At 66.7% G+C, this 14768-nt stretch carries 12 protein-coding genes and 1 tRNA gene; 5 read left to right on the plus strand and 8 right to left on the minus strand.

Annotated features, from left to right (window positions below; all coding sequences use genetic code 11):
- Positions 1-429 precede the first annotated feature (429 nt).
- Positions 430-1590, plus strand: a complete 1161-nt coding sequence (locus tag HWX62_RS26375) for an alkane 1-monooxygenase (RefSeq protein WP_175930128.1) — start codon at positions 430-432, stop codon at positions 1588-1590.
- A 434-nt stretch (positions 1591-2024) separates the two neighbouring features.
- On the opposite strand, the gene HWX62_RS26380 is transcribed toward HWX62_RS26375, so the two are convergent.
- Both HWX62_RS26380 and serS read right to left on the minus strand, forming a co-directional pair.
- Positions 2025-2115, minus strand: a tRNA-Ser gene (locus HWX62_RS26380).
- A gap of 117 nt (positions 2116-2232) precedes the next feature.
- Positions 2233-3534 (minus strand): serine--tRNA ligase, encoded by a 1302-nt coding sequence (gene serS, locus HWX62_RS26385; protein WP_175930127.1) that lies wholly within the window; start codon positions 3532-3534, stop codon positions 2233-2235.
- Positions 3535-3782: 248 nt separating this feature from the next.
- On the opposite strand from serS, the gene HWX62_RS26390 reads away from it, so the two are divergent.
- Entirely contained in the window at positions 3783-4052 is a 270-nt protein-coding gene (locus tag HWX62_RS26390; protein WP_175930126.1) for a DUF2164 domain-containing protein, read from the plus strand.
- 42 nt (positions 4053-4094) lie between these two features.
- Here HWX62_RS26390 and HWX62_RS26395 read toward each other — a convergent pair whose 3' ends face one another.
- The 3 genes from HWX62_RS26395 to HWX62_RS26405 form a co-directional block, all read right to left on the minus strand.
- Positions 4095-5405 (minus strand): replication-associated recombination protein A, encoded by a 1311-nt coding sequence (locus tag HWX62_RS26395; protein WP_175930125.1) that lies wholly within the window; start codon positions 5403-5405, stop codon positions 4095-4097.
- A gap of 195 nt (positions 5406-5600) precedes the next feature.
- The gene (lolA, locus tag HWX62_RS26400; RefSeq protein ID WP_175930124.1) at positions 5601-6290 is read right to left on the minus strand and encodes an outer membrane lipoprotein chaperone LolA; all 690 of its coding nucleotides are present in this window, start codon (positions 6288-6290) and stop codon (positions 5601-5603) included.
- A gap of 46 nt (positions 6291-6336) precedes the next feature.
- Positions 6337-8646, minus strand: a complete 2310-nt coding sequence (locus tag HWX62_RS26405) for a DNA translocase FtsK (protein ID WP_175930123.1) — start codon at positions 8644-8646, stop codon at positions 6337-6339.
- Positions 8647-9031: 385 nt separating this feature from the next.
- Here HWX62_RS26405 and trxB point away from each other — a divergent pair, with 385 nt between their 5' ends.
- From trxB to HWX62_RS26420, 3 genes are all read left to right on the plus strand, one after another.
- Positions 9032-9994, plus strand: coding sequence for a thioredoxin-disulfide reductase (gene trxB, locus HWX62_RS26410; protein ID WP_059574122.1), 963 nt, complete (start codon positions 9032-9034; stop codon positions 9992-9994).
- A gap of 135 nt (positions 9995-10129) precedes the next feature.
- Positions 10130-10909 (plus strand): Smr/MutS family protein, encoded by a 780-nt coding sequence (locus HWX62_RS26415; protein ID WP_175930122.1) that lies wholly within the window; start codon positions 10130-10132, stop codon positions 10907-10909.
- Entirely contained in the window at positions 10869-11519 is a 651-nt protein-coding gene (locus HWX62_RS26420) for a trimeric intracellular cation channel family protein (RefSeq protein ID WP_175930121.1), read from the plus strand. The genes HWX62_RS26415 and HWX62_RS26420 overlap by 41 nt, the downstream gene beginning before the upstream one ends.
- A 98-nt stretch (positions 11520-11617) precedes the next feature.
- Here the strand turns inward: HWX62_RS26420 and ugpC are convergent, their stop codons facing one another.
- From ugpC to HWX62_RS26435, 3 genes are all read right to left on the minus strand, one after another.
- A complete protein-coding gene (gene ugpC, locus HWX62_RS26425) occupies positions 11618-12736 on the minus strand; it encodes a sn-glycerol-3-phosphate ABC transporter ATP-binding protein UgpC (RefSeq protein WP_175930120.1) in 1119 nt (372 codons plus the stop codon).
- A 112-nt stretch (positions 12737-12848) separates the two neighbouring features.
- Positions 12849-13706, minus strand: coding sequence for a carbohydrate ABC transporter permease (locus HWX62_RS26430; RefSeq protein WP_175930119.1), 858 nt, complete (start codon positions 13704-13706; stop codon positions 12849-12851).
- Positions 13696-14634 carry a sugar ABC transporter permease gene (locus HWX62_RS26435; RefSeq protein WP_175930118.1) on the minus strand — a complete coding sequence of 313 codons (939 nt, stop codon included), beginning with the start codon at positions 14632-14634 and terminating at the stop codon, positions 13696-13698. Before HWX62_RS26435 ends, HWX62_RS26430 begins: the two co-directional genes overlap by 11 nt.
- Positions 14635-14768: the final 134 nt, after the last annotated feature.

A 14768-nucleotide genomic window follows, 5' to 3' on the forward strand; every position in this document is an offset into this window, starting at 1 on the left:
CCGGGTCCGGGCCGCGTTGCATTGCCCCGCTGCGACCGTAATGCTGCGTAATATCAGCAAACGGAAAACGCGCTCCGCCAATACTTCGCCGGTCGATTTATTGCAATGCAACATTTGTTGCAACCCCGTCACACCGGCATGCCCGCGCCGCACGCCGCGCCATTCATCTGACAAACGTCTCGCCCCCGGCCAGCCCATTCTCCCCGCCTGCCCGTTTCAATCGGCGCGCGCCGACGCTTGGCCGCGCGCATTGCGCACGCCCCGTCGTTTGGAGCGCTGCGCCTAGCGCGGGGGTTTGGCAAGCGCGCGCGCCGGTCGTATAACAGGCAGAACCGGACGACGATCCGGGCTGCCGCGCGCGTCGCGGACCACGAGGATTCGAACAATCTTGATGCGGCCGCCCGCGGGCCGGCCGACTGGAGGGAGACAATGGCAATGACCAACGCATCGGCTTCGGGCTGGTCGGATGGCAAGCGTTACCTGTGGCTGCTCGGCGCGCTGACGATCACGCTGCCGATCCTCGCCGCGCAGCTCGCGCTGTCGACGGGCCTTCACGTGTTCTGGTGGTTCGGTCCGCTGTTCGCGTTCGGCGTGATCCCGATCCTCGACACGCTGATCGGCGACGATCGCGACAATCCGCCCGAGGCCGTCGTGCCGCAGCTCGAACGCGAACGCTATTACCGGTACATCGTCTATCTCGCGACCGTCGTCGAATACGTCGCGTTCTTCATGTGCGTGTGGATCGTCGGCACGCACACGCTCGCGTGGTACGACTACGTCGGCTTCGCGCTGTCGCTCGGCGCCGCGACGGGCATCTCGATCAATACCGCGCACGAACTCGGGCACAAGACCGACCGCTTCGAGCGCTGGCTCGCGAAGATCACGCTCGCGCCGGTCGCGTACGGGCACTTCTACGTCGAGCACAATCGCGGCCATCACGTGCGCGTCGCGACCGCCGAGGATCCGGCCAGCGCGCGCTACGGCGAGTCGTTCTGGGCATTCCTGCCGCGCACGGTGAGCGGCAGCATCCGTTCGGCGTGGCGGCTCGAAAAGGCCCGCCTCGAACGGCTCGGGCATTCGCCGTGGACCTGGCGCAACGAGGTGCTGCACGCATGGGCGATGACCGCCGTCGTGTGGGGTATCGCGATCGCGATGGCCGGCAAGGTCGTGATTCCGTTCCTGGTGATCCAGGCCGTCTACGGCGCGTCGCTGCTCGAAGTGGTCAACTACGTCGAGCACTACGGGCTCGGCCGTCGCAAGCTGCCGAACGGCCGCTACGAACGCTGCACGCCGCAGCACTCGTGGAACAGCAATCACGTCGTCACGAACCTGTTCCTGTACCAGTTGCAGCGACACGCCGACCATCACGCAAATCCGACGCGCTCCTACCAGGCGCTGCGCCACTTCGACGATGCGCCGCAATTGCCGGCCGGCTACGCGACGATGATCCTGTTCGCGTACGTGCCGCCGCTCTGGTACCGCGTGATGAACCCGCGCGTCGTCGCGCACTATCGCGGCGACATGGCGCAATCGAACATCAAGCCGTCGATCCGCGACAAGGTGCTGGCGCAGTATCCGGCGGCGGCGTGATGGGTCGGCGACGGCTGGGTCGATAGAAGCTGTCGCGCACCGATTGAAACGATCGGGGCGCGGCATCCGCGGTCTTTGCACGCACACGGTGCGGCAACCATGCCGTCTTGCCCGATGGAACACGCGCTGCCTGCGGCGTGGCCGTCGCGTACCCGACGAGCGCGGCGAAAGTGCACGAGTGCGACGACCGCAGTCGGCAACGCAATAACCGTGAGGACTTCCGATAGTCGGTTCGTCGCGCGACGATGGTGTTCGTCATGCAACGAGGCTGGATCGAAGATGCGGCACGATCGTGCGCGCAGTGGGCCGCCGTCTCGGCACGAGCCGATGCGCCGGTCGCCGGCCGTCACTGCATCGGCGGCAATCGACACATCGTAGCGGCGACCCAAAACGAAAAACCCCTTGATCCTTCCGGATCAAGGGGCTTCGTATTTTGGCGGAGAGGGTGGGATTCGAACCCACGGTACGGGGAAACCGTACGCCTGATTTCGAGTCAGGTACATTCGACCACTCTGCCACCTCTCCTTCCTTACTGCATTTCGCGGTTGGTCGTTTCCGCGAGAAAAAGATTATAAGACGATCGCTTCGCGGCTGACAAGCCCTTTCTGCAATTTTTTTTGCGAGGGCTTCGGCAGGCCCGCGTTACGACGCCTGCACCGGCGCGTCGATCCGCTCCATGCCGCCCATGTACGGACGCAGCACTTCCGGCACCGTGACCGAGCCGTCCGCGTTCTGGTAATTCTCCAGCACCGCGACGAGCGTACGGCCGACCGCCAGGCCCGAACCGTTCAGCGTATGCACGAGCTCCGGCTTGCCCTGCGCATTGCGGAAGCGCGCCTGCATCCGGCGCGCCTGGAACGCCTCGGTGTTCGAGCAGCTCGAGATCTCGCGATAGGTATTCTGCGCGGGCAGCCACACTTCGAGGTCGAACGTCTTCGCGGCCGAGAAACCCATGTCGCCCGTGCACAGCGTGATCACGCGGTACGGGAGGCCGAGCTTCTGCAGGATCGCTTCCGCGTGGCCGACCATCTCGTCGAGCGCCGCGTACGACGTTTCCGGCGCGACGACCTGCACCATCTCGACCTTGTCGAACTGGTGCTGACGGATCATCCCGCGCGTGTCGCGGCCGTACGAACCGGCTTCCGAACGGAAGCACGGCGAATGCGCGGTGAGCTTGATCGGCAGCGCGGACGCGTCGACGATCGACTCGCGCACGGTGTTCGTCAGCGAGATCTCGGACGTGGAGATCAGGTACTGCGTGACCTTGTTCTCCTCGCCGCCCTTCTCGACGCGGAACATGTCGTCCGCGAACTTCGGCAATTGGCCCGTGCCGTATAGGATCTCCGGGTTCACGATGTACGGCGTGTACGTTTCGGTATAGCCGTGCTGCTGCGTGTGCGTGTCGATCATGAACTGCGCGAGTGCGCGGTGCAGGCGCGCGATCGGGCCGCGCAGCATCGTGAAGCGCGCACCGGCGAGCTTCGCGCCCGTCTCGAAATCGAGGCCGAGCGGCGTGCCGACGTCGACGTGATCCTTCACCTCGAAGTCGAACTGGCGCGGCGTGCCCCAGCGACGCACCTCGACGTTGTCGGCTTCGTCCTTGCCGACCGGCACGCTTTCGTGCGCGACGTTCGGCATGCCGAGCATCAGGTCGGACAGGCGCGCCTGGATCTCGCCGAGCTTGGCTTCCGACGCCTTCATTTCGTCGCCGATCCCGCCGACCTCGGCCATCACGGCCGACGTGTCCTCGCCCTTGCCCTTCATCGCGCCGATCTGCTTCGACAGGCTGTTGCGGCGCGCCTGGAGCTCTTCGGTGTGGGTCTGGATCGCGCGGCGTTCCGCTTCGAGCGCGGAGAACGCGGCGACGTCGAGGATGTAGCCGCGATCGGCGAGGCGCTTGGCGACGCCGTCGAGGTCTTTGCGCAGCAACTGGATGTCGAGCATGGGAGGACTTGGGAAATCGTTGTGTAAGACGGGAATTCTAACGCACCGCGGGGTTGCCACGGCACTGGCCGGACGGACGATGCCGCAAATCGGCGGCCATGGCAGTATCGCGTTGCCGGTCCGCCGCATCGGCGGGCGGCGAATGGCCGCGCGCGTCGCCATGGCGGATCGCACAACGCCCGCGCCGGCGGGCGGCAACCGAATCGGGCGGAGCGCCGGCTCCGCGTCACCGCACTCCAGGGAATCCGATGACCATCGAACTCGACAAGGATGTACGCGACCGCGCGATCGCGTCGCTGCAACGCTATTTCACAGAAAACATGGACGAGCCGATCGGCAACATCCAGGCCGGCGCGCTGCTGCATTTCTTCATCCAGGAAATCGCGCCGGCGATCTACAACCTCGCGATCGCCGACGCGCAGGAACGCCTGCATGCGCGGGTCGCCGAACTCGACATCGAATGCCACGAAGAGCCGTTCGAATACTGGAAGAAACAGCAGCCGGGCCGCAAGCGCTGACGCCTCCGCGGCAACGCGGGCCGAACCGGCCCGCGCCCGCCGTCAGTCCTTCTTGCCGGCCTCGCGATCGAGCTCGCGCAGCCATGCGAGCTTCTCGGCGATCTTCGATTCGAGCCCGCGCGGCACCGGCTGGTACCAGCGCGGCTCGCGCATCCCGTCCGGCAGGTAGGTCTCGCCGGCCGCGTATGCGTGCGGCTCGTCGTGCGCGTAGCGATACGCGTGACCGTAGCCGAGCTCCTTCATCAGCTTGGTCGGCGCGTTGCGCAGATGCACGGGCACTTCGCGCGACTTGTCCTGCTTCACGAACGCCATCGCCTGGTTGAACGCGTTGTAGCCGGCGTTGCTCTTCGCCGCGCACGCGAGATAGATCACGGCCTGCCCGAGCGCGAGTTCGCCTTCCGGCGAGCCGAGCCGCTCGTAGGTTTCGGCCGCGTCGTTCGCCACCTGCAACGCGCGCGGATCGGCCAGGCCGATGTCTTCCCACGCCATCCGCACGATGCGCCGCGCGAGATACTTCGGATCCGCGCCGCCGTCGATCATCCGGCAGAACCAGTACAGCGCGCCGTCCGGGCTCGAGCCGCGCACCGACTTGTGCAGCGCCGAAATCTGGTCGTAGAAGTTGTCGCCGCCCTTGTCGAAGCGCCGCGCGTTCAGCGTCATCGCGCTGCTGACGAAATCGGCATCGATCGTCGCGACCCCGGCCGACGTCGCCGCCGTCTGCGCCTGTTCGAGCAGGTTCAGGAAGCGGCGCGCGTCGCCGTCCGCGTAGCCGATCAGCGTATCGATCGCCTTGTCGTCGAACGCGAGGCCGTCGAGCGCGATGTCCTGCGCGCGCTTGAGCAACTGGCGCATCTCGTCGTCGTTCAGCGATTTCAGCACGTACACCTGCGCACGCGACAACAACGCCGAATTGACTTCGAAACTGGGGTTTTCGGTCGTCGCGCCGATGAAGGTCACGAGCCCCGACTCGACGAACGGCAGCAGCGCATCCTGCTGCCCCTTGTTGAACCGGTGGATTTCGTCGACGAACAGGATCGTGTGGCGGCCGGTGCGGTTCAGCGTGTCCTTCGCCTGCTCCATCGACTCGCGAATGTCCTTCACGCCGCCGAGCACCGCGGACAGCGCGATGAACTCGCAATCGAACGCGAGCGCGGTGAGCCGCGCGAGCGTGGTCTTGCCGACGCCGGGCGGCCCCCACAGGATCATCGAATGCGGCTTGCCCGATTCGAACGCGAGCCGCAGCGGCTTGCCTTCGCCCAGCAAATGCGTCTGGCCGATCACCTCGGCGAGCGTCTTCGGCCGCAGCGCCTCGGCGAGCGGACGGCGCGGCTCGACTTGAAACAGGTCGGACATGAACCCTCGCTCCACATCAAACGGTCGCGGCCGAACCGGCCGCCGGACCCGACATTATGACAGCCGCGCGTGCGCGCCGCCGGGCCCGGTGTGTAGTGCCCGCGCCCGGTGCCGGCGCCCAGTACCCGCGCCCCAAAACAACACGGGCCTGCCGTCGCCGGCAGGCCCGTTGCGACACCGCGGCGCGCAGCGCGGTCAGCCGTTGATCACGTCCGCGCCCTTCGGCACGACGAACTTGAACGTATCGCCCTTCAGCGGCGGGTTCGTCTGGATGTTCGTGAAGGTCAGGAGCGTGACGTTGCCGAACACGTCGTGCAGCTCCATCGCGGCGAGCGTGCCGTTGCGAAAGCCGATGCCGATCCGCTGGAACTGCGTGTCCTGCGCCTTCGGCAGCATCTCGAGCCATTCGATGCCGCCCTTCTCGCCCGCATCGCGCAGCGTGTAGTTCTTGTCGAGGTCGTTGCTGCCGAACAGGATCGCGGCCGGGCTCGCGCCCAGCGCGCCGTTCAGCTTGCGCTCGGTGACCTGGTTCAGGTCGCGGTCATATACGTAGAGCTTGTCGCCGTCGGCCTGCAGCACCTGCTGGTACGGCTTCTGGTACGTCCAGATGAACTTGCCCGGACGCGAGAACACGAACGTGCCGCTCGAATTGTCGGTGGGCTTCGGCGCGGCCTGCGCGGCGCTCGCGCCCTTGGCCGGCGCCTTGACGATCTGCTGCGTGAAATCGCCCTTCGCCGAACGCACCTGCGACACGAAGGCCTTCAGTTGCTCGGTGCCGCCCGCGAACGCGTGCGTCGCGGCGAGCATCAGCGAGGCGCCGGCGAGCGCCGCACCGAGCCAGCGCCGCGTCGAACGAAGGGAAGGGGCGAACGAAAGTTGCTGCATATTGCGGTTTTCTCCCTGGGTGGCCGGCGCCGCGGGCGCCGCGGACTCATTCCGCGTCGCGCGCCGGCACAAGAATTTCGCGGTTGCCGCTCGACGACATCGCCGACACGAGCCCCGACTGCTCCATCTGCTCGAGCAGCCGCGCCGCGCGGTTGTAGCCGATGCGCAAATGGCGCTGCACGAGCGAGATCGACGCGCGGCGGTTCTTGATGACGATCTCGACCGCCTGGTCGTACAGCGGGTCAGACTCGCCGCCGCCTTCGCCGGTTCCCGCGCCGGCCGAGCCCTCGTCGCCGTCGGCCGTGCCGCCTTCGAGCAGGCCCTCGACGTAGTTCGGCTCACCCTGCTCCTTGAGCTTCTCGACGACGCGATGCACTTCGTCGTCGGCGACGAACGCGCCGTGCACGCGCACCGGCAGGCCGGTGCCGGGCGGCAGGTACAGCATGTCGCCCATCCCGAGCAGCGACTCGGCGCCCATCTGGTCGAGAATCGTGCGCGAGTCGATCTTCGACGACACCTGGAACGCGATCCGCGTCGGCACGTTCGCCTTGATCAGGCCCGTGATCACGTCGACCGACGGCCGCTGGGTCGCGAGGATCAGGTGGATGCCGGCCGCGCGCGCCTTCTGCGCGATCCGCGCGATCAATTCCTCGACCTTCTTGCCGACGACCATCATCAGGTCGGCCAGCTCGTCGATCACGACGACGATGTTCGGCAGGCGGCCGAGCGGTTCCGGATCGTCCGGCGTCAGGCTGAACGGGTTCGGGATTTTCTCCTCGCGCTTCGCCGCATCGTCGATCTTGTTGTTGTAGCCCGCGAGGTTGCGCACGCCGAGCTTGCTCATCAGCTTGTAGCGGCGCTCCATCTCCGCGACCGTCCAGTTCAGCGCATGGCCGGCCTGGCGCATGTCGGTGACGACCGGGCACAGCAGGTGCGGAATACCTTCGTAGACGCTCATTTCGAGCATCTTCGGATCGATCAGGATCAGGCGCACCTGCTCGGCGGTCGCCTTGTACAGCAGCGACAGGATCATCGCGTTGATGCCGACCGACTTGCCCGAACCGGTCGTACCGGCCACCAGCAGGTGCGGCATCTTCGCGAGATCCGCGCACACCGGCTTGCCGCCGATGTCCTTGCCGAGGCTCAGCGTCAGCGCCGACGACGCGGCCGCATACACCTCGGAGCCGATGATCTCGGACAGGTGCACCGTCTGGCGGCGCTGGTTCGGCAGCTCGAGCGCCATGTAGTTCTTGCCGGGGATCGTCTCGACCACGCGAATCGACACGAGCGACAGCGAACGCGCGAGATCCTTCGCGAGGTTGACGATCTGGCTGCCCTTCACGCCGGTGGCCGGCTCGATCTCGTAGCGCGTGACGACCGGGCCCGGATACGCGGCGACGACGCTCGCCTCGACGCCGAAGTCCTTCAGCTTCTTCTCGATCAGGCGCGACGTGAATTCGAGCGTATCGGCGGAAATCGCTTCCTGCGCCTTCGGCGCGGGGTCGAGCAGCGACACCGGCGGCAGCGTCGAGTCGCCCGGCAGGTCGGTGAAGAGCGGCACCTGGCGCTCGCGCTCGACGCGCTCGGACTTCGCCGGCGTGACGACCGGCGGCACGATCGTCACCGGCTCGTGATCCTCGATGCGCACGCGCTCCTCTTCGACCTTGCCTTCGCGGCGCACCGCCGCGGCCTCGCCGAGCTTGCGGTCGCGCTCGGCCTCGCGGCGCAGCTTCGCGACGTTGACGGCGGACAGGATCGCGCCGCCGACGCGCTCGGCGACCGACAGCCACGAGAAACGGAAATACAGCGACAGGCCGATCGCGAGCGCGATCAGCAGCAGCAGCGTGCCGCCCGTGAAGCCGAACGCATGCGACATCGCGCCCGCGACGGCTTCGCCGACGACGCCGCCCGGCGCGCGCGGCAACTGCACCTTCAGCGACCACATGCGCAGCGCCTCGATGCCGTCGCACGCGAGCACGACCAGCACGAACGCAAAGATTTCGGTGAGCCAGCCGATCGGCCGCTCCGGCTCGTCGGGAATCGCCTCGTGGCGCGTGATGCGGCGGTAGTTGACGGCGATGCGCCGCCCGAGCGGCACGATCAGCCAGTAGGCCGACAGGCCGAACAGCAGCAGGATGATGTCGGCCGTCCACGCACCGACGCGGCCGGCCCAGTTCGAGATGTGATCGACCTGGGCGGCGTGCGTCCAGCTCGGATCGCGCCGGCTGTAGCTCAGCAGGGCCATCACCAGAAAGGCGCAGAGCGCGACCTGGAGAATCCAGCGGATCTCCGTGAGGAGCTTCGACATCCGGTGCGGCAACGCCTGTGCCTGGGCGGAATAAGGAGCTTTTGCCATGAATCCGTATAAAGAGGACGGGCCGTGCGCCCGCCTGTCGTTCGATCGCGCTTATTGTAAACGCTGCACCGCGCCGCCAAGTGTAAATGACGGTTACATAACGGGGACGGGTGCCAGACCGGCCCGCCGACGGCCGCATGCGGGCCGGACGCCCGCGCCTGCGACAACGCGCCGCCGACCGGCCGACGACCGCCCGGTTCGCTGCCGCGGCGACGTCCGCCGCGCCGCCCACGCTATCGGCGCGATTGAAACTCTCGTTCGGCAGCGCAGCAACGGGGCCTTTATAATGCGCGTCTGATACCCATCTATGACGGCATCCCGGTCAACCCGGATCGTACGGCGAGCCCTACCCCGCCCGCCGCGGCCGCCTTTTACGGATTCGCACATGTCCACGCCCAAACACGCCAAAGTCCTGATTCTCGGTTCCGGCCCCGCCGGCTACACGGCCGCCGTCTATGCGGCGCGCGCCAACCTGTCCCCGGTGCTGATCACCGGCATCGCGCAGGGCGGCCAGCTGATGACCACGACCGACGTCGAAAACTGGCCGGCCGACGCGAAAGGCGTGCAGGGTCCGGAGCTGATGGCGCGCTTCCAGGAGCACGCCGAGCGCTTCAACACCGAAATCGTGTTCGACCACATCCACACCGCGAAGCTGCACGAAAAGCCGATCCGCCTGATCGGCGACTCGGGCGAATACACGTGCGACTCGCTGATCATCGCGACCGGAGCGTCTGCGCAGTATCTCGGCCTGCCGTCCGAGGAAGCGTTCATGGGCAAGGGCGTGTCGGCCTGCGCGACCTGCGACGGCTTCTTCTATCGCAACCAGGAAGTCGCGGTGATCGGCGGCGGCAACACGGCCGTCGAGGAAGCGCTCTACCTGACCGGCATCGCGAAGAAGGTCACGGTGATCCACCGCCGCGACAAGTTCCGCGCGGAGCCGATCCTGATCGACCGCCTGCTGGAGAAGCAGAAGGAAGGCGTCGTCGACATCAAGTGGGATCACGTGCTCGACGAGGTGACGGGCGAGGAGTCGGGCGTCACGGGCCTGCGCATCAAGAACGTGAAGACCGGCGCGACGGAAGACCTGCACGTGCAGGGCGTGTTCGTCGCGATCGGCCACAAGCCGAACACCGACCTGTTCCAGGGCCAGCTGGAGATGAAGGACGGCTACATCCTGACGAAGAGCGGCCTGCAAGGCAACGCGACGTCGACGAGCGTGCCGGGCGTGTTCGCCGCGGGCGACGTGCAGGACAACGTGTACCGCCAGGCGATCACCAGCGCGGGCACGGGCTGCATGGCCGCGCTCGACGCGCAGCGCTACCTCGAAAGCCTGCACGACAAGAAGTAAGCCGGAAGCCTTTTCGCGGTGGGCGCTACAATGGCGTCCGCTGCCGCGAAGCGGGCCCGACCGGAAAGCCGCTGCCGCCGCGCAGCGGCTTTTTTTTGCCCGCGCGCCCGAACGCGCCTGCCCCGTTACCGAATCATGGCGAAGAACCAGCCCCATCCGAGCGATCCCGCGAAGCGGAAGATCGCGGCCCGCCCCGTGACCCCGGCGCCCGAGGCGCCGCCACCCGCGCTCGATGCGGCCGCGTTGCGCGGCCAGGGCCTCGCGGGCCTCGGCGCGTTGCGCAAGTCGTTGCAAGGCGAGGCCGATCGTCGCGAACGCGCACGCGTCGAAGCCGCGCAAGCAGAGCGCAACGCGCAAGCCGACGCGAACCTGTTCCGTCACGAAATCGGCACGATCCGGCCGCTGAACGCACCGCCGCGCGCATCGTCGGGCCGCATGCCGCCCGATCCGGTGCCGAAGCAGACGCAGCGCGACGAGGAAGCCGTGCTGAACGCGACGCTGTCCGACGAATTCGATCCCGAGACGCTGCTCGACACCGACGACTCGCTCTACTACCACCGCCCCGGCATCAGCCGCGACGTCGTGCGCAAGCTGAGGAGCGGCGCGTGGATCGTGCAGGCGCAGATCGATCTGCACGGCATGCGGCGCGACGAAGCGCGCGATGCACTCGCCGAATTCATCCGCGAAGCCGGCAAGAAAGGGCTGCGCTGCCTGCGCGTGATCCACGGCAAGGGGCTCGGCTCGATCGGCAAGGAACCCGTGCTGAAGGGCAAGGTGCGCGCGTGGCTCGTGCAGAAGGAAGAGGTGATCGCGTTCTGCGAGGCGCGCGGCCACGACGGCGGCGCGGGCGCGGTGCTCGTGCTGCTGCAGCCGCATGCGACGCCGGCCGACCGGGGGCCGCGTGCCGCATCCTAGGCTGACGCTCGCGATCGCGGTACTGGAGGCGATCGCCACGCTGGCATTCGCGATTTCGGGGTTCATCGAGGCGCGCAAGAACCGTCTCGACTCGGTCGGCACGTTCGTCGTCGCGCTCGCGACCGCATTCGGCGGCGGCACGCTGCGCGACATCCTGCTCGAGCGCCGGCCGTTCTACTGGGTCGTGCACGACGACTACGTGATCGCGATCTTCGTGCTCGCGCTGTTCGCGCCGTTCGTGCTGCGCATGCTGTCGCGACTGTCGGCCGAACGGCTGCTGCTGATCGCCGATGCGATCGGGCTCGGCATCTTCAGCATCTCGGGCACGTCGATCGCGCTCGACGCCGAGATGCCGCGCTTCATCGCGGTGATGATGGGCGTGATCACCGGCGTGGTCGGCGGGATCGTCCGCGACGTGCTGTGCAACGACATCCCGCTGATCCTGCGCGATTCGCGGCCGTACGCGACCTGCGCGTTCGTCGGCTGCTGGTTCTACCTGCTGCTCGTATGGCTGCAGTTCGATTCGGTGTACAGCGTGCTGCTCGCGACCGGCTTCATCCTCGTCGCACGGCTCGCGACGTTCAAGTTCGACGTGCGGTTGCCGCATTGAGCGACGCGCCGGGAGCGCACCGACCGCATCGTCGAAAATACAAAGGGGCCGTTCGAAATGAACGGTCCCTTTCTCTTTCGTTCAACGCAAACGCCGCGTCACGCGATCCGCTCTTCCGACGCCGGATCGAACAGCACCGCCTTCGACACGTCGAACAGCAGCGACTGCGTCTGCCCCGGCTGCGGGTTCGCGGCCGGATGCACGCGGCTCACGATCCGCTTGCCGTTCACCTGCGCGAACACGTGCGTGTCCGGGCCGGTCGGCTCGGTCACGTCGACGCGCACGTCGATCGGCTGCAGCTTCGACGCCTCGCCGTTGTGCGCGCTGCGCGCATCGGTGATGCGCTCCGGACGCAGGCCGAGAATCACGTCGCGGCCGACGTAGGACTTCAGCTTCGCCGCGTCGAACGGCAGGTTCAGCGCGCTGCGCGCGAGACCCGTATCGATCTCGAGCGCGATCCCGCTGCCCTGCTCGACGAGCTTGCCGTTGATGAAGTTCATCGGCGGCGCGCCGATGAAGCCCGCGACGAACAGGTTCGACGGCGAATCGTAGATCTCCTGCGGCGCGCCGAACTGCTGGACGACGCCGTCCTTCATCACCGCGATCCGGTCGCCGAGCGTCATCGCCTCGATCTGGTCGTGCGTCACGTACACGATCGTCGTGCCGAGGCGCTGGTGCAGCAGCTTGATTTCCGCGCGCATCTCGATGCGCAGCTTCGCGTCGAGGTTCGACAGCGGTTCGTCGAACAGGAACAGCGACGGATCGCGCGCGAGCGCACGGCCCATCGCGACGCGCTGGCGCTGGCCGCCCGACAGCTGGCCCGGCTTGCGGTCGAGCAGGTGCTGGATCTGCAGCATCGCCGACACGCGCTCGACGATCTGCTGCTGTTCGCTCTTCGGCACCTTGCGGATGTTCAGGCCGAACGAGATGTTCTCGCGCACCGTCATCGACGGATACAGCGCGTACGACTGGAACACCATCGCGATGTCGCGATCCTTCGGCGACAGGTCGTTCACGACCTTGCCGTCGATGCAGATCTCGCCGCTCGTGACGGTCTCGAGCCCGGCGATCATGTTGAGCAGCGTCGATTTCCCGCAGCCCGAGCCGCCGACCAGGATCAGGAACTGTCCGTCCTCGATCTCGATGTCGACACCCTTCAGGACCGGCACCCCGTTCGGGTAGGTCTTGTACACGTCACGGATGGAAAGGCTTGCCATGCTGTGAATCCTCTGTCTCGTCTCGCGCGGCGCACTCGGGCGCCGCGTCGGGTTCGTTTCGATGCGCCGCGCGTGGTGCGCGGCCGGTTCGTCGTATCGGATGAAGCCGCGCTTACCCCTTCACCGCGCCTGCCGTCAGCCCGCGCACGAAGTAGCGGCCGGCGACCACGTAGACGAGCAGCGTCGGCAGCGCGGCGATGATCGCGCCGGCCATGTCGACGTTGTATTCCTTCACGCCCGTCGACGTGTTGACGAGGTTGTTCAGCGCGACCGTGATCGGCATCGAATCGACGCCGGAGAACACGATCCCGAACAGGAAGTCGTTCCAGATCTGCGTGAACTGCCAGATCAGGCACACCATGAAGATCGGCAGCGACACCGGCAGCAGGATCTTCGTGAAGATCGTGAAGAAACCCGCGCCGTCGATGCGTGCGGCCTTCACGAGCTCGGCCGGCACGCTCACGTAGAAGTTGCGGAAGAACATCGTCGTGAACGCGATCCCGTACACGACGTGCACGAACACGAGGCCCGGAATCGTGTTGGCGAGGCCGAGCATCCCCTGCAGGCGCGCCATCGGCAGCAGGATCACCTGGAACGGGATGAAGCAGCCGACCAGCATCATCGTGAACAGCGCGTCCGCGCCGCGAAAGCGCCAGTGCGTAAGCACGTAGCCGTTGAACGCGCCGATCAGCGACGAGATCAGCACGGCCGGAATCACCATCTGCAGCGAATTCAGGAAGAACGGCTTCATCCCGTCGCAGCGCACGCCGGTGCACGCACCGCTCCATGCCTTCACCCACGGCTCGACGGTCCACGTGGTGGGCGGCGTCAGCAGGTTGCCGGTACGAAGCTGGTCGAGGTCCTTGAACGACGTCGACAGCATCACGTAGATCGGGAACAGGAAATACAGCGCGAACAGGATCAGTGCCGCGTAGATCACTGCCCGGCTGATCGTCATCTTAGGCTGCATTGCGGGTGCTCCTCGATTCCATATACATCAGCGGCACCAGCACCGCGACCACGGTCGCGAGCATCATCACCGAGGACGCCGCGCCGAGCCCGAGCTGGCCGCGGTTGAACGAAAACGTGTACATGAACATCGCCGGCAGCGACGACGACGTGCCCGGGCCGCCCGCCGTCAGCGCGACGACGAGGTCGAAGGTCTTGATCGTGATGTGGCAGAGGATCAGCAGCACCGAGAAGAACACCGGGCGCATGCTCGGGATCACGATCTTGCGGTAGATGGTCGGCAGCGTCGCGCCGTCGACCTGCGCGGCCTTGAAGATCTCGCCGTCGACGCCGCGCAGCCCCGCGAGGAACAGCGCCATCACGAAGCCGGTCGACTGCCACACGGCCGCGATCACCACGCAGAAGATCGCCTTGTCCGGATCGTCGAGCCAGCCGAACGAGAAGCTCGTCCAGCCCCAGTCGTGCATCACCTTCTCGAGGCCGAGGCCCGGGTTCAGGATCCACTGCCACGCGGTGCCGGTGACGATGAACGACAGCGCCATCGGGTACAGGAAGATCGCGCGCAGCGCGCCTTCGTTGCGGATCCGCTGGTCGAGCAGGATCGCGAGGAACAGGCCGAGCCCGACGCAGATCGCGATGAACGGGATCCCGAACCAGCCGAGGTTCGCGGCGGAGGTCCACCACACGTCGTTCTGGAACAGGTCCGTGTAACGGTCGAAGCCGTCGAATTCGTAGTTGGGCAACAGCCGCGAGCGGGTCAGCGACAGATAGCCGGTAATCAGGATGAAGCCGTAGATGAACACCACGGCGATCGCGACGCTCGGCGCGAGCACGAGCTTCGGGATCCAGCGATCGGCGAAGGCCGACATCGGCGACGTACGCCGTGCGGCGGCAGCGCCGGATCCGTTTCCGCTAAGAGGGGCAGCCACTTGATTCGACTCCTGGAACGAGGGCGACGCAGGCCGGGCCGGCGCCGGGTACGGCACGGGCCCGCGGGCGAGCCCGTTTGCTGCACATGCAAAAACGCCCGGCCGATGAAGCGTGTCCGGCCGGGCGCCTGGCG

The organism is Burkholderia sp. BCC0506 (genome assembly GCF_902833145.1).
Classification (GTDB): domain Bacteria; phylum Pseudomonadota; class Gammaproteobacteria; order Burkholderiales; family Burkholderiaceae; genus Burkholderia.